A 15,034-nucleotide genomic window follows, 5' to 3' on the forward strand; every position below is an offset into this window, starting at 1 on the left:
CTGCTTTCTCATGCGAAGAGGGCGTGCCGAGGCGAGCCCTCATCGGGTGGGGATCCGGCCGAACGGCCGGGATCGAGACGGATCAGGACTTGTCGGTGCCGGTCGACGGCGTTCCGTCGGTGTTCGGGTCGACGCGCTCTCCGAACGAGGGCTCGTTCGAGGTGATTGCGGTGTCTTTGTTGAGGCTGTAGCGGGGCTGGTCGGACGAGGATCCGACGATGCCGGTCTCAGTCGCGGGAACCTCGGCCACCACGGGCTCGACGATGCGGCCGAGGGTCTGGCGGTGCACCTTGATGATGGTGCCGGGCGCAATCTCGACCTCGGCGACGTTCTCGGCGTCGTCGATCGACACGAGCGTGCCGTAGATGCCGAACGTCAGCATGAGCTCAACGCCGGGGACCATCTTGGTCTGGAGTTCGGCCTGCTCGTTCTGGCGCTTGCGGCGGTTGCGGAAGATGAAGAAGATCAACACCACCAGGAGGACGAGCATGATCGCGGTAGGTGCATCCATGAAATTTCTTCTTTCGCGTGGTGAGATGAGGTGGTTGTCGTCGCGTGAGTTCAGACACGACCGCTGAGAAGCCTCCGGCGATTATAGGCCATCACCAAAAAGCCCCTCTGACTGCCGGGCGAGGCCGAAGTGCCGCCAGGCCTCAGGCGTGGCGATCCTTCCCCGCGGCGATCGGGTGAGCAGCCCCACTCGCACCAGGAAGGGTTCGACGACGGATTCGATCGTGTCGGCCTCTTCGCCGACCGACACGGCGAGCGTGTTCAACCCGACAGGGCCCCCGTCGAAGCGAGTGAGGATCGTCTCGAGGACGGCCCGGTCGAGCCGGTCGAGGCCGAGGGCGTCGACGTCGTAGAGGTCGAGGGCGCCTCGGACAGTACCGAGGTCGGCGCGCTGGCCGTGCACCAGGGCGAAGTCGCGGACGCGACGGAGCAGGCGGTTCGCGATGCGCGGGGTGCCTCGACTGCGACCCGCGATCTCGCGGAGAGCCACGCCCTCGATGTCGATCTCGAGCAGCGACGCGGCCCGGCGGATGACCTCTTCGAGCTCGGATTCGTCATAGAACTCGAGGTGCGCCGTGAATCCGAAGCGGTCGCGCAGCGGGTTCGGCAGCAGCCCGGATCGCGTCGTCGCGCCGACGAGTGTGAAAGGCGAGAGTTCGAGCGGAATGCTGGTCGCCCCGGCCCCTTTGCCGACCATGATGTCGATGCGGTAATCCTCCATGGCGAGGTACAGCATCTCTTCCGCTGCCCTTGTCATTCGATGGATCTCGTCGATGAACAACACTTCGCCGGGCACGAGCGACGACAGAACCGCTGCCAGATCGCCGGCGTGCTGGATGGCGGGGCCGCTCGACATGCGCAGCGGGCGGTTGCTCTCGTGCGCGACGATCATCGCCAGCGTCGTCTTGCCCAGACCGGGCGGGCCGGCCAGCAGGATGTGGTCGGGGGTGCGCCCCTGTATGGCCGCCGCGCGGAGCAGCAGCTCGAGCTGGCCGCGCACCTTCGACTGCCCGACGAATTCGGTCAGCGACTTCGGCCGGAGGGCGCCCTCGAAGGCGAGCTCGGCATCGTTCTCGAGATCGGGGCGAGTGAGATCGTCGCTCATGCGGGCGCTCAGCGACCGGCGCCGGAGCGCTGCGGCCCGAGGCGGGTGAGGGCGGCGCGGAGCAGCGCGGGCACGGCGGTCGTCACCGAGGCGTCGGCCGTGTCGACCACGTCGTCGATCGCGGCTTGCGCGTCGCGCTCCGACCAGCCGAGGCCGATGAGGGCGATCAGCACGTCGGAGGCGGTGGTCGATTTTGCCGTGACGGTCGGCGCCTGCATGCGCACGTCGAGCTTGCCGGTGAGCTGCACGACGATGAGCTTCGCCGTCTTGGGACCGATTCCTGAGACTCGACGGAACGCCGCGTCGTCTTCGGTGGCGACGGCGGAGGCGATCTGGGTGGGCGTGAGGTGGCCCAGCACGCCGAGGGCCGACTTCGGGCCGACGCCGGTGACGCCGCGAAGCAGGTCGAAGATCTCGAGCTCGTCGGGAGTCGTGAAGCCGAAGAGCGCTAGGTCGTCTTCGCGCACGATCAGCGTCGTGAAGAGGTGGGTATTCGAGCCGATGGGGAGGGAGAGCGCAAGCTGCGGCGTGACCGAGACCTTGAGCCCCACTCCCCCGACCTCGATCACCACGGTCGAACCGGATGCGGCGGCGACGGAACCGCGGAGGCTGGAGATCATCCCTTCAGCCTAGGAGCGCGCATCGACTTCTCGGCGTCACGCCACGCACGCTGAGCCGGAGTGAGTGCGCCCGGGGTGGGCGTGGTCGCAGAAAGACGGGAAAGCGACGAGGATCCGGCGGGCGTGCTTGCTCCCGGGGCGTTTCGGCGCCACGCATGGCAGATCGCCAGCGCCAGCGCGTCGGCCGCGTCGGCGGGCTTCGGCACCTCGTCGAGGCCGAGCAGCCGGGCCACCATGGCGCCGACCTGCTTCTTGTCGGCCGAGCCGTAGCCGGTCACGGCCGCCTTTACCTCGGACGGTGTGTGCAGGGCTACCGGGATGCCGCGTTCGGCGGCGGCGCGCAGGGCGAGTCCGCTTACCTGCGCGGTGCCCATCACCGTGCGCACGTTGTTCTGCGCGAAGACGCGCTCAATTGCCATCGCGTCGGGGCGGAACTCATCGACGAGTGCCTCGATGCCACGGCCGATGATCATCAGCCTCTGCTCGAGTGGAGCGTCGGCGGCCGACCGGATCGTGTGGACGGAAACGAGCTTCGGGACGCGATTCGCGGCGACCTCGACGATGCCGACACCGCAGCGGGTGAGGCCGGGGTCGACCCCCAGCACACGAAGGGTCATCGGAGCCCGGTCGTTCGCACGCCCGGGCTCACCACGATCGTCGCCCGCTTATTCGTCGTCGTCGAGCTCGGCCTGCACGTCGGCCGTCACGTCGATGTTGCTGTAGACGTTCTGCACGTCGTCATCGTCGTCGAGGGCGTCGATGAGACGGAACACCTTGCGAGCGGTCTCGGCGTCAGCCTCGACCTTAAGGCCGGGCACGAACTCGATGTCGGCGGCGTCGTAGTCGATGCCCGCCTCCTGGAGAGCGGTGCGCGTGGGAACGAGGTCGCTGGGGTCGGTCTGGATCTCGAAGCCAGCACCCTGGTCGATGACGTCTTCGGCACCGGCGTCGAGTACGGCGCCCATCACGTCGTCTTCGGTCAGATCGCCCGACTTCATCACCGTGATGACGCCCTTGCGGGCGAAGTTGTAGGCCACGCTGCCCGGGTCGGCCATCGTGCCGCCGTTGCGCGACATGACGGTGCGGACGTTGGCGGCCGCGCGGTTCTTGTTGTCGGTGAGGCACTCGATCATGAGCGCGATGCCGTTGGCGGCGTAGCCCTCGTAGATGATCGTCTGGTAGTCGACGGCGTCACCAGTGAGGCCGGCACCGCGCTTGACGGCGCGGTCGATGTTGTCTTTGGGGACGGAGGTCTTCTTGGCCTTCTGGACGGCGTCGACGAGGGTCGGGTTGCCTTCGAAGTCGGCCCCGCCCATCTTGGCCGCGACCTCGATGTTCTTGATCAGCTTCGCGAACGACTTCGCGCGGCGACCGTCGACGACGGCCTTCTGGTGCTTGGTTGTTGCCCATTTAGAGTGGCCGGACACGGTGGCTCCTTCGCTTACTTTTGCTGCCGTGTCTTCTCGACACGAAAATCTCGATAAGTGTAACGGCCGCCCTCGTCAGGCGCGGCGAGCACGCACCTTCTCGACGAAGTACTCGTGAAAGCGGTAGTCGTGAGTCATCTCCGGGTGGAACGACGTTCCGAGCAGGTTGCCCTGCTCGACGGCGACGACGCGGCCGTCCGCCAGAGTGCCGAGCGGGCTCGCAAGGGGGCCGACCTCGTCGACCACCGGAGCGCGGATGAAGACCGCGTGCACCGGCTCTCCGTCGAGCACCGGCACGTCGAGGTCTTCTTCGAACGAGTCGCGCTGCGAGCCGAAAGCATTGCGCCGCACGGACACGTCGAGGCCCCCGAGGGTCTGCTGCCCGGCCATCCCGTCGAGGATCCGGTCGGCCAGCATGATCAGACCGGCGCACGTCCCGTAGACGGGCAGCCCCGAGGCGATCGCCGCTTTCAACGGCTCGGCAAGCTCGAACGTGCGCGAGAGCTTGTCCATGACGCTGGATTCACCGCCGGGGATGATCAGGCCGTCGATCTCGTCGAGTTCGGCGGCACGCCGGACGGTCACCGCCTTCTCGCCGAGCGACGAGACGACGTGCAGATGCTCGCGGAAGTCACCCTGGAGGGCCAGGACGCCGATCGTGAGTGGGGATCCTTCGTGTGTCACCGTGGTGTGGACGCCCGCGCTACCAGCCACGCTCGGCGAGGCGGTGGGGTGCGGGGATGTCGGCGACGTTGATGCCGACCATGGCTTCGCCCAGACCGCGAGAGGCCTCGGCCACGACCCTGGCGTCGTCGAAGAACGTGGTCGCCTTGACGATGGCGGCGGCGCGCGCCGCCGGGTCGCCCGACTTGAAGATGCCGGATCCGACGAAGACGCCGTCGGCACCGAGCTGCATCATCAGCGCCGCGTCGGCGGGGGTGGCCACGCCGCCGGCGGTGAAGAGGACGACGGGGAGCTTGCCGGTAGCTGCGACCTCGCGCACGGTCTCGATCGGAGCCTGCAGCTCTTTCGCGGCGACGTAGAGCTCGTCTTCGCGAAGGTGGCGGAGGGCCGCGATTTCTTTCGTGATGGTGCGGATGTGCTTGGTCGCCTCGGAGACGTCGCCGGTGCCGGCCTCGCCCTTGGAGCGGATCATCGCGGCGCCCTCGGTGATGCGACGGAGCGCCTCGCCGAGGTTGGTGGCGCCGCAGACGAAGGGAACGGTGAACTTCCACTTGTCGATGTGGTTGACGTAATCGGCGGGGCTCAGCACCTCGGACTCGTCGATGTAGTCGACGCCGAGCGTCTCGAGGATCTGCGCCTCGACGAAGTGGCCGATGCGGGCCTTCGCCATGACCGGGATGTTCACGGCCTTGATGATCTCGTCGATCATGTCGGGGTCGGACATACGAGCGACGCCGCCCTGAGCACGGATGTCGGCGGGAACACGCTCGAGAGCCATGACCGCGGTGGCACCGGCGTCTTCGGCGATGCGGGCCTGCTCGACATTGATGACGTCCATGATGACGCCGCCCTTGAGCATGTCGGCCAAGCCGCGCTTGACGAGAGAGGATCCGGTAGTCGAGGTGGGGGTGCTGTCGCTCATAATCGCCTAGCTTACGGGGTTCACGCCGGTGCGTCCGGGCCCATAGGCCAAGCCCGAGAGACCGCGTCGCGCACGTCGCCGAGCAGGTGGGTGACCGCTTTGGTCTCGGCGACGATCGGAAAGAAGTTCGAGTCGCCCGCGTAGCGGGGCACGACGTGCTGGTGCAGGTGCGCGGCGATTCCGGCGCCACCCACGCTGCCCTGGTTCATGCCCAGGTTGAAGCCCTGCGCGTGCGAGACCTCGGTCAGCACCCGCATGGCGATCTGAGTCAGCGAACCGATCTCGGCGACCTCGTCGGGAGTCGCCTCGTCGTAGGTCGCGATGTGCCGGTAGGGGCAGACGAGCAGGTGACCCGGGTTGTACGGGAACAGGTTGAGCAGGACGAAAGCGTGCTGGCCGCGCGCGACGATGAGGGCTTTCTCGTCGGACTCCCCTGGGGCCTCGCAGAACGGGCACCCGCCCTTGCCGCCCGGTCCGTTCTCGACGTAGACCGCCCGGTGGGGCGTCCAGAGACGTTGGAAGGCATCGGGCGCCGCCGCGAACGAGCGGGACGACTCGGCGTTCTCGTGCTCGTTCGCGGCGTCGGTCACCGTCAGACCTGCGCCTTCGTCTCGATGGCCTCGACGATCTTGGCGATCGCGTCGGCGACCGGGATGCCGTTCTCCTGCGACCCGTCGCGGTAGCGGAAGCTCACCGAGCCCGCGGCACGATCTTCTTCGCCCGCGATGAGCTGGAAGGGCACCTTGGCCTTCGTGTGCGTGCGGATCTTCTTGGGCATCCGATCGTTGCCGTGGTCGATCTGCACCCGAACGCCCGCGGCCCGGAGCTGGGCGCCGATGCTGTCGAGGTAGTCGCCGTACTCGTCGGCCACGGGGATGCCGACGACCTGGACGGGAGCGAGCCACACGGGGAACGCCCCGGCGTAGTGCTCGGTGAGCACGCCGAAGAAGCGCTCGATGGAACCGAACAGGGCTCGGTGGATCATCACGGGTCGCTGGTGCGAGCCGTCGGTGGCCGTGTAGTCGAGATCGAAGCGTTCGGGAAGGTTGAAGTCGAGCTGCACCGTCGACATCTGCCAGGTGCGGCCGATCGCGTCGCGGGCCTGCACCGAGATCTTCGGGCCGTAGAACGCGGCGCCGGCAGGGTCGGGCACGAGCTCGAGCCCCGTCTCGCGGGCGACCTGGGCCAGGGTCTCGGTCGCCTCCTCCCAGGTGGCGTCGTCGCCGACGTACTTCTCAGGATCTTTCGTCGAGAGCTCGAGGTAGAAGTCGTTGAGACCGTAATCCTTGAGCAGCGACAGCACGAACCCGAGCGTGTTCTTCAGCTCGTTCGCCATCTCCTCGCGGGTGGTGAAGATGTGCGCGTCGTCCTGCGTCATGCCGCGGACGCGCGTGAGGCCGTGGATGACGCCCGACTTCTCATTGCGGTACACGGTGCCGAACTCGAAAAGACGGAGGGGCAGGTCGCGGTAGGACCGGCCCTGCGAGCGGTACACGAGGATGTGCATCGGGCAGTTCATCGGCTTGAGGTAGTAGTCGGCGCCCTGGCGGACGATCTCGCCCTCCTCGTTGCGTGCCTCGTCGAGGTGCATCGCCGGGAACATGCCGTCTTTGTACCAGTCGAGGTGACCGGAGGTCTCGTACAGGTTCGACTTCGTGATGTGGGGCGTGTAGACGAACTCGTAGCCCTCCTGCTCGTGGCGCTTGCGCGAATAATCTTCCATCTCGCGGCGGATGATGCCGCCCTTGGGGTGGAAGACGGCTAGGCCGGAACCGAGCTCGTCGGGGAACGAGAAGAGGTCGAGTTCGGCGCCGAGCTTGCGGTGGTCGCGCTTGGCCGCCTCCTCGAGGCGCGCGAGGTGCTCGCGCAGCTCGTCTTTCGTGGCCCAGGCGGTGCCGTAGATGCGCTGCAGCTGCTTGTTCTTCTCGGAGCCGCGCCAGTAGGCGGCCGCGTTCCGCATGAGCTTCCAGCCGTTCTGGATGAGCCTCGTCGACGGCAGGTGCGGGCCACGGCAGAGGTCGCGCCAGAGGACGTCGCCGGTCTTCGCGTCGACGTTGTCGTACACGGTGAGCTCGGCGCCGCCGATCTCGACCGCCTCTCCGGCATCGCCCGCGGCCTGGTCGAGGCCTCCACCGCCCTTGAGGCCGATCAGTTCGAGCTTGTACGGCTCGTTGGCCATCAGCTCGCGAGCCTCGTCTTCGGTGACCACGCGGCGCACGAAGCGCTGGTTCGCCTTGACGATGCGCTCCATGACCTTCTCGATGGCCTTGAGGTCGTCTGGAGTGAACGGCTCGGCGACGTCGAAGTCGAAGTAGAACCCGTCGGTGACGGGCGGGCCGATGCCGAGCTTCGCCTCCGGGTTGATCGACTGGACGGCCTGCGCCATCACGTGCGCGGTCGAGTGACGCAGGATTTCGAGACCCTGCGGCGAGTCGATCGAGACCGGCTCGGCGACGATGCCGGGCTCGAAGGTCGTGGCCATGTCGAACAGCGCGCCGTCGACGCGGACCGCCACGATGCTGCGGTCGGGGAACAGGTCGAAACCCGTGGCCGTCTCGGTGACCTCTCGCGGTTCGAGGGGATTACTCACGGGTGCGACGGCATCTGACACGGGTGTTCCTTTGCTTTCAGGGGGTTTCGACCAGTTTACCGACCGGGAAGCGGCACCGAGACGAGACGGTCGTCGGAGTCTGCGGGCGCGCCACGGCCATCGGTGTTGCTGGTGAGGATCCAGAGGGAGCCGTCGGATCCTTCGCTCACGTCTCGAAGACGGCCGAGTTCGCCCTCCAGGCTGGATGTGACGGAGATGTCGTCGCCCGGCGCGATGGTCCAGAGTCGTTCGCCGCCGAGGCCGGCCAGGTAGAGGTGGTCGCCGATCGCGGCGAGTCCACTCGGGCTGGCCTCGTCGGTGGTCCAGGTCACTTTGGGGTCGGTGTAGTCGTCTCCGCCGCCCGTGCCCTCGACCTCGGGCCAGCCGTAGTTGTTGCCGGCCTCGATGAGGTTGAGCTCGTCGAACTCGTTCTGCCCGAACTCGCTGGCCCACATCCGCCCGTCATCGCTCCAGGCGATGCCCTGCGGGTTACGGTGGCCCATCGACCACACCAGCGAGTCGTCGAACGGATTCCCTGCGGGGACATCGCCGTCAGGGGTCATGCGCAGGATCTTGCCATTGAGCGAGTCGCGGTCCTGGGCCGCCGTCGGGTCGCCCGCGTCGCCGACCGTGGCGTAGAGCAGACCGTCGGGACCGAAGGCGATGCGGCCGCCGTCGTGATTGGACGCCTTCGCGAGACCGTCGAGGATCGTCACCTGTGACGACAGACCGTAGGATCCCGCGGCACCGGTGAGCGCGACCCGCACGATGCGGTTATCGGTGGCGGTGGTCTCGTAGGCGTAGAGCCGATCGGGGTCGGCCGGGTCGAGCGCCAGGCCGAGCAGGCCGCCCTCCCCCTCGTGTACAACGCCTTCGATGACACCCACGTCGCGCTTCGAGCCGTCGGCTTCGACTTCGACGACGGTGCCATCGTCACGCTGGCTGATGAGGATCGAGCCGTCCGTCGTGCGGACCATCGACCAGGGGGCTTCGAGTCTGGTGGCGATGTCGGTGATGGGTGTCGTGGTGCCCTTGCTGTCGCCGGTGCTGTCGCGTTCGCCGCGCGATGCATCGGAACCGCCGCTGCATCCGGAGAGCAACAGCGCGGTGAGAGCAGCGGGCAGAATCGCGAGTCGTCGTCGGTTCATGCGGCCATCGTGCCCCGCCCGGCTGAGCGTCGCGCGCGTCGCCGCGTCGGCGAGACTCCACAAATGGCCCATCACCCCGGCGCGGACGGACCACTTGGGGAGTCTCGCGACACGGGGTGCGTGAGCGAGCGGAGAGAAAGAGAGAGCTAGCGGGAAGCCAAGTACGCCATCGGATCGGTGGCCACACCGTTGAGTCGGATCTCGAAGTGGAGGTGGCATCCCGTCGACACGCCCGTGTTGCCGACCCCGGCGATGTTCTGCCCGGCGCTGACCGTCTGCCCGGCCTGCACGTAGATGCCGCTCGTGTAGAGGTGGCCGTAGGCGCTCGAGACGCCGTTGCCGTGATCGATGATGATCATGTTGCCGTAGCCGCCCGAGGGCCCGGCGTAGCTGACCGTGCCCGCGTGCGTCGCGTAGATCGGAGTGCCGCAGGAGGCGGAGAAGTCGGCGCCGGAGTGCAGGCGGTAGTCGTGGTAGACGGGGTGGTACCGGTAGCCGTACGCCTGATAGAAGCTGTACGCGGTGATCGGTTTCGTCCAGCCGGATCCTGCGCCCGGGTTGGGGGCGCTGCTGCCGCCACCGGTCGAGGGAGCCGGCGTGGAGGGGGTGGACGGAGTCGAGGGGGCCGCCGGTTGAGCCGCTGCCGCAGCAGCCTGGGCGGCCGCTGCATCGGCTGCCGCCTTCGCTGCCGCTGCCTCACGGGCCCGCGCTGCCGCAGCTGCCCGCGCTGCTGCTGCCGCGCGCGCTTTGACGCCGTCCTGGTAGCCGTCTTCGATCGACAGCCGGTCGTTGCGCAGGGTCGCGAGCTGCGCCTTCATCACGCCGAGGTTGTCTTGCTGCTCCGCCTCGGCCGAGGAGGCCGCTGCCGTCGCCGCGGCGGCCCGCTCGAGGGCTTTCTGAGAGGCGTCGGCGAGGCGGGTCCGCTCCGTCTTGGCCAGCTTCGCCTGCGCGGCGAGGGCTTCGGCGGTGTTCGTCGCCTTCTGGGCCTCGTCGTAGAGCTTGTCGACCTGGTCGCCGATCTTCGCCGACATGCTGAGGCCCTTGAGGAATTCACCCGGCTTGCTCTCGCCGAAGAGCAGGTGGGTGGTCATGTTGCTGCTGCCCGGCCGGGCAAGCGTCGCTGCTATCTGCCCGACTGCAACTCCGAGTTCATCCGCCTGCTTCTGGGCCTTCTTCTGCTCGGCGACGACTTTGTCGTACTTGCCGGCGGCGAGGTCGAGCTCGTCTCGGGCGTTTTGAAACTCCTCGCCGGCTTTGTCGGCGGCGGCCTGAGCCGTGGCCGTCGCCTGCTCGAGCTCGGCGATGAGCGAGGTGAGCGAGCCGATCTGCTTGTTCTTCGCCCCTTCACTGCCGCGGGCCTGCTCGACGTCGTCCCAGCTCGGATACGCGTCGGCCTCGGCGGGCGCGGCGACGAATAGCGGGAGTGCGAAAGCGAGCGCGAGGGCCCCCACGCTGATGCGACGGCGGGTGTGCGAGAGGGGGGCGCGCTGCGGCGGCGCGGAGAAAGACCGAGTCATGACAGGTGTGAGCGTTGCAGATGTGACTGGTGTGACGCAAGGGGCAGACGCGAAGTGGGGCCGTCACTGAGACCGGTCGAGGAGTCTAGGTTGGTCTCTCAGATGTTCACGCTCACCCTTCCTCCCCTCGTCCACGACGCCGCAGCCGGTCGTGATCTCGCATCTGCCGTGCCCGACGAAGCGGCGGCCCACGTCGAAATCGACGCCAGTCTCGTGGCTCTGGCGGATCACGCTTTCGTCGGCGAGCTCCTCGACGGGCTCCTCGAACGCGGGCTCGAAGTGCTCGTGGTCGGGGGCGCGGCCGACGACCTCCAGGAGGCGTTCGTCGCCTCGGCTCGGGGGCGCGAATTCGGTGAGCTCTGGTTCGCCACCGACACGGCGGCCTGACCCTCCTCGGTACGCCGGGGTTGTCTCATACCAATTTGAGAGCAATCCTGGCCAGTAGGAGCGTGCGCCGGGCTTTTCGGCTCGAATCGCTCGCATAGTGGCGGCCGCCGAGGCGCTCACCCACTCAGCCACGTGAAGATACATCGCCGATGTATCGCTGAGACAAGCGGGGTCACTAGACTCAGCGAGTGCCCACGCCCGGTGTTCCCGTCGTCTCCGTCGGTGTGCTCGGGCCTCTTCGGGTGGCCGGTGCCACGGCCGCAGCCGAGACCGTCTCGCCCGCCGGGCCCCGCGCGAAGACACTCGTCGTCGCGCTGACACTCGCAGGAACCGACGGGGTCACGTCCGCCCGCCTCATCGACGATCTCTGGGGTGACGAGCCGCCCGTCTCGGCGAAGGCCGCGCTCCAGACCCTGATCTCTCGCCTTCGCCAGGCAGTCGCTCCGGGCGTTATCGTCTCGACCCCGACCGGCTACCGTCTCGGCGACCCTCGGGCGAGCGACCTCCAGGTGGCTCGTTCGCTTCTTACAACCGCGAGGATCCGGCCCGGCGCCGATCCGGCCACCGTGACCTCTCTCACCGGCGAAGCCCTCCGCCTCTGGCGGGGAGCGCCCGGCTCCGACCTCGAGCCCGGACCGGTGAGCGACGAGCTGACTCGCGTGGCCGCCGCCCTCCGAGCGGATCTCCTCCGTGTCGCGGCTTCCGCTCGATGCGATCTCGGAGACACGGTCGGAGCCCTGGAGGCCCTCGACGAGTTGGCCACCGACGCGGTGGGTCTGGAGCACGAAGACCTGGTCGTGCTCCGGATGCGGATCTTGAGGGGAAGCGATCGCCGCACCGAGGCGCTCCAGGTCTTTGCGTCGTACCGGAAGCGTCTCGCCGATGAGCTCGGCACGGGCCCATCGAACGCCCTCGTCGCGCTGAACGCCGAGCTGCTTGCCGCCGAGGACGATCCGCTCGACGATGGTCGCGCTCAGCGGGGGCCCGTCGAACCAGCCCCGAGCGCCGCCGCACCGGCTCGCCGGGGTGCGCACATCGCACTCGGCCTCCGCTCGGCCCCGAACGAACTGCTCGGCCGGTCGTCCGACGTCGACCGGATCGAGGCCCTGCTCGAGCACGCCCGACTGGTCACGATCCTCGGCCCGGGCGGGCTCGGCAAGACGCGGCTGGCTCAGGAGGTGGCGCATCGTGCTGCCGGGCAGTGGCCCCGCGTCGCCGTCGTCGAGCTGGCCGGCGTGCGGGACGGGGAGGACGTCTTGCTCGCCGTAGCGAGTGCCCTTGGGGTGCGCGAGGTGAGTGCGCCGCGGATTCGGCTCTCGGATCCTGGTGTCGGACCGGTCAGAGACCGACTCGTCGCCGTTCTCGCCGAGATGTCGACCCTGCTCGTGCTCGACAACTGCGAGCACGTCGTCGATGCCGCGGCCAGCCTGGTGTCGGAGTTGCTCGCCGAGACGTCCGAGCTGAGAGTCGTCGCCACGAGCCGCTCCCCGCTCGCGATCGGCGCCGAGACGGTGCACCCGCTCGGATCGCTGCCGAGCGACGGCGCGGCCGTGTCGCTGTTCGAGCAGCGGGCGAGGGCGGCTCGGCCCGGCGTGCTGCTCCCCCGCGACGTCGTCTTCAGGCTCTGCGATCGGCTCGACGGCCTGCCACTCGCGATCGAGCTCGCTGCGGCCCGGGTGCGGTCGTTGTCGGTCGACGAGATCGAACGGCGTCTGGGCAATCGCTTCGCCCTGCTCACCTCGGGTGACCGGTCGGCGCCCGAACGGCACCGGACTATCACGGCCGTGATCGACTGGTCGTGGAACCTCCTCGGCGACGATGAGCGAGTGCTACTGCGACGACTGTCGCGGTTTCCGGACGGCTTCTCGGCCGACGCCGCCGAGCTGCTCGGTGCGGCGCAGGGTGCATCAGATGGTCGGCCGAACGACCGGGTCGTCCTAGGCCCGGGCGATATCGGGCTCGAACCGGTGGCGGTCGCCGACGCCCTCGACGGCCTCGTCCGCCAGTCGCTGCTCGGCGCCGCCGACGAGCCCGGCACCGGGCGGCTCCGCTACCGGATGCTCGAGACGGTGCGCGAATTCGGTGACCTCCGACTCGCCGAAGCGGCCGAGGAGGAGCTCGTCAGCGACGGCATGTTCGCCTGGGCCGAGGCCTTCTCCCGGTCGATCCGGTCGAGCCTCGACGGCGCCGACCAGGTGCGGAGTTTCGCTCTTATGGCCGCCGAGCAAGACGACCTCGTCTTTGTGCTGCGGCAGGCCCTGGCTCAGGAACGACGGGGTGTCGTCGCCACGGCCTTCGCCGCGCTCGGCTACTACTGGTCGCTGGCAGGCAACCACGCCGAGGTGCAGGCCTTCGCGCCCGAGGTGATCCGGATGCTCCGCTCTGCGCCGGTCGAAGCCCGCTACCGCGACCCCGAGATCCTCTCCGCCTCGATCGCCGGCAGCCTCCTCGCCTTCGGGGACCGCCGGTCGGGGCTGCTCGCGGTGGCGCGCCTCCGGAGCCTTCGGGCAAGCGGCCCTGCGCAGGATCCTCGCCTCGACGCTCTCTCTGGCCTTTTCTTGGCGACCGTCGTCGACCCGCTCGCATTCCGTCGGCGCCTGAAGGAGGCCCTCGCATCGGGCGACGATGTGATCGTCGAACTCGCCACCGCGATCGACGGCCAGACCGCTGAGAACGAGGGGCGGGTCGGTGACGCGTTCCGTCTGGCGCTCCGAGCGCACGAGAGCGCCGTCGCGAACGGCCACGTCTGGACGATCGGGACCACCGCCTCGTCGCTCGCCGAACTCGCAAGCCAGTCGGCCGACCCGGAGGCGGCCCTCGGCTGGTCAAATGTCGCACGAGAAGCGCTCGAGAGCCTTGGAGCCGCCGGCGACCTGCAGGAGGTCGCCTTCCGGCGGGCCATGGCGGAGCTCTCGCTCGGACGGTACGGCGCGGCGCGGCGGTACTTCGAGGGGGTGCTCGTCGACGAAGAGAACCAGGGCGAGGATCCGGGTGGCTCACGCCTCATGAGCAGGGTCGGCCTCGCCGAGGTAGCTCTGGCCGAGGGGCAGGCCGACGAGGGCGTCCGTCTCTACGACGAAGCGCTGGCGATCTTCCGAGGGGAACAGTCGCGGTCGCGGTCGCCCCTCGCCCTCCTGGTGGCTGCTGCTGCGCTGGCCGCGCACGTGCGCGGGGGCGCGGCGTTCGGTGGTGGGCTGTCGCCCAGCGCGTCGGCTCCGTCGCGTGCTCCATCCTTGGCGAATCGGCTCCGCACCCGGCTTCTGGCGACGCACCGTCTCTCGGGGGCGTTCGAGGACGTCCCTATCGCGGGGGCTGCCGTTTTTGCGCTGGGCGTGTGGATCCTCGGCTCGTCGTCCGGCTCATCGTCTGGGCCTGCGTCCGGTTCGTCGTCGGAGTCGGCCGCCGAGCAGTGGCCCACGTCGCTCGGACTGCGGCTGCTCACGCTCGCCGAGACGATGCAGGGGCGGCAGGAGGTGCCGTCACTCGTGCGCGCAGATGCAGTTGCCGGAGTGACGGATCGGTTCGGCGCGGAGACGGTGGAGGCCGCGCGGTCGTCGGCGGCGCTTCTCACGCCGTCGGAGGCCTACGCCGAGGCGCTGGAGCTGCTCGTCGATCGTCGGTTGCGCGCCTAGCGCGGTGAGGTCGCCGGTGCCTCGCCGATCGCGGTGGTGCCCGTGGTGTCTTTCGCGTCGGACTCGTCGATCGCGTCCGACTCGTCTTCCCTTTCGAGCTCGAGGTCCTCGAGGTCGTACGAGTGAGTCGTGGAGGCGGGGATCTCGCGTGCCTGGGCGGCTCGCCACGTGATGGACATGGACGTCAACGCCAAGAGGGCCCCGATGACGCCGGCCGCGATCAAGAGGCCGCCGACCGTGCTGCCCGACTGGGCGGCGAAGAGCTTGGGGTAGTCGGCTGTGCCCGAGGCGTAGACCGCGGCCTCCTTCGCGTTCGACTGGGTCATGAGGAGGTAGCCCCCCGCCGCGACGACGAGCGACACCAGCCACAGGACCATGCGCGGAATGTTGATGCGGGCAAAACGGCTGGAGGAGCTGAGCGACATGACGACTTTCGATGGGGGGACGATCCGGTCCGGATCACAGCGAACCTACGGAGGCCGCCTTGGCATC

At 68.5% G+C, this 15,034-nt stretch carries 14 protein-coding genes; 2 read left to right on the forward strand and 12 right to left on the reverse strand.

The features are described from left to right. Positions 1-82: 82 nt before the first annotated feature. The 11 genes from yajC to EDF39_RS13725 form a co-directional block, all read right to left on the reverse strand. Positions 83-511, reverse strand: a complete 429-nt coding sequence (gene yajC, locus EDF39_RS13675; protein ID WP_055958002.1) for a preprotein translocase subunit YajC — start codon at positions 509-511, stop codon at positions 83-85. An 81-nt stretch (positions 512-592) separates the two neighbouring features. Continuing rightward, positions 593-1,615: a Holliday junction branch migration DNA helicase RuvB gene (gene ruvB / locus EDF39_RS13680; protein ID WP_123943927.1), complete on the reverse strand. Its 1,023-nt coding sequence runs from the start codon at positions 1,613-1,615 to the stop codon at positions 593-595. An 8-nt stretch (positions 1,616-1,623) separates the two neighbouring features. After that, complete coding sequence (gene ruvA / locus EDF39_RS13685) at positions 1,624-2,235, reverse strand: Holliday junction branch migration protein RuvA (RefSeq protein WP_055958010.1); 612 nt, start codon at positions 2,233-2,235, stop codon at positions 1,624-1,626. Further along, positions 2,232-2,852 (reverse strand): crossover junction endodeoxyribonuclease RuvC, encoded by a 621-nt coding sequence (gene ruvC, locus EDF39_RS13690; RefSeq protein WP_055958013.1) that lies wholly within the window; start codon positions 2,850-2,852, stop codon positions 2,232-2,234. The genes ruvA and ruvC overlap by 4 nt, the downstream gene beginning before the upstream one ends. 48 nt (positions 2,853-2,900) lie before the next feature. Beyond that, a complete protein-coding gene (locus EDF39_RS13695) occupies positions 2,901-3,662 on the reverse strand; it encodes a YebC/PmpR family DNA-binding transcriptional regulator (RefSeq protein WP_055958016.1) in 762 nt (253 codons plus the stop codon). A gap of 75 nt (positions 3,663-3,737) precedes the next feature. Then, positions 3,738-4,376, reverse strand: coding sequence for a pyridoxal 5'-phosphate synthase glutaminase subunit PdxT (gene pdxT / locus EDF39_RS13700; protein WP_233573129.1), 639 nt, complete (start codon positions 4,374-4,376; stop codon positions 3,738-3,740). Then, positions 4,366-5,268: a pyridoxal 5'-phosphate synthase lyase subunit PdxS gene (gene pdxS / locus EDF39_RS13705; RefSeq protein ID WP_055958023.1), complete on the reverse strand. Its 903-nt coding sequence runs from the start codon at positions 5,266-5,268 to the stop codon at positions 4,366-4,368. Before pdxS ends, pdxT begins: the two co-directional genes overlap by 11 nt. 20 nt (positions 5,269-5,288) lie before the next feature. Continuing rightward, positions 5,289-5,858 (reverse strand): HIT domain-containing protein, encoded by a 570-nt coding sequence (locus EDF39_RS13710; RefSeq protein WP_233573130.1) that lies wholly within the window; start codon positions 5,856-5,858, stop codon positions 5,289-5,291. A 2-nt stretch (positions 5,859-5,860) separates the two neighbouring features. Further along, a complete protein-coding gene (thrS, locus tag EDF39_RS13715; RefSeq protein WP_123943929.1) occupies positions 5,861-7,858 on the reverse strand; it encodes a threonine--tRNA ligase in 1,998 nt (665 codons plus the stop codon). Positions 7,859-7,914: 56 nt separating this feature from the next. Next, positions 7,915-9,006, reverse strand: a complete 1,092-nt coding sequence (locus EDF39_RS13720) for a sorbosone dehydrogenase family protein (protein WP_123943930.1) — start codon at positions 9,004-9,006, stop codon at positions 7,915-7,917. 146 nt (positions 9,007-9,152) lie between these two features. Next, positions 9,153-10,523, reverse strand: coding sequence for a M23 family metallopeptidase (locus EDF39_RS13725; RefSeq protein ID WP_123943933.1), 1,371 nt, complete (start codon positions 10,521-10,523; stop codon positions 9,153-9,155). 90 nt (positions 10,524-10,613) lie between these two features. On the opposite strand from EDF39_RS13725, the gene EDF39_RS13730 reads away from it, so the two are divergent. Next, positions 10,614-10,910 carry a hypothetical protein gene (locus EDF39_RS13730; protein ID WP_123943935.1) on the forward strand — a complete coding sequence of 99 codons (297 nt, stop codon included), beginning with the start codon at positions 10,614-10,616 and terminating at the stop codon, positions 10,908-10,910. Between the two features lie 188 nt (positions 10,911-11,098). Continuing rightward, positions 11,099-14,542 (forward strand): BTAD domain-containing putative transcriptional regulator, encoded by a 3,444-nt coding sequence (locus EDF39_RS13735; RefSeq protein WP_123943936.1) that lies wholly within the window; start codon positions 11,099-11,101, stop codon positions 14,540-14,542. On the opposite strand, the gene EDF39_RS13740 is transcribed toward EDF39_RS13735, so the two are convergent. Beyond that, positions 14,539-14,967 (reverse strand): hypothetical protein, encoded by a 429-nt coding sequence (locus EDF39_RS13740; RefSeq protein ID WP_123943937.1) that lies wholly within the window; start codon positions 14,965-14,967, stop codon positions 14,539-14,541. The two genes, EDF39_RS13735 and EDF39_RS13740, sit on opposite strands and share 4 nt — an antisense overlap. Positions 14,968-15,034 lie beyond the last annotated feature (67 nt).

It is taken from the genome of Frondihabitans sp. PhB161 (assembly GCF_003814635.1).
Lineage (GTDB): Bacteria > Actinomycetota > Actinomycetes > Actinomycetales > Microbacteriaceae > Frondihabitans.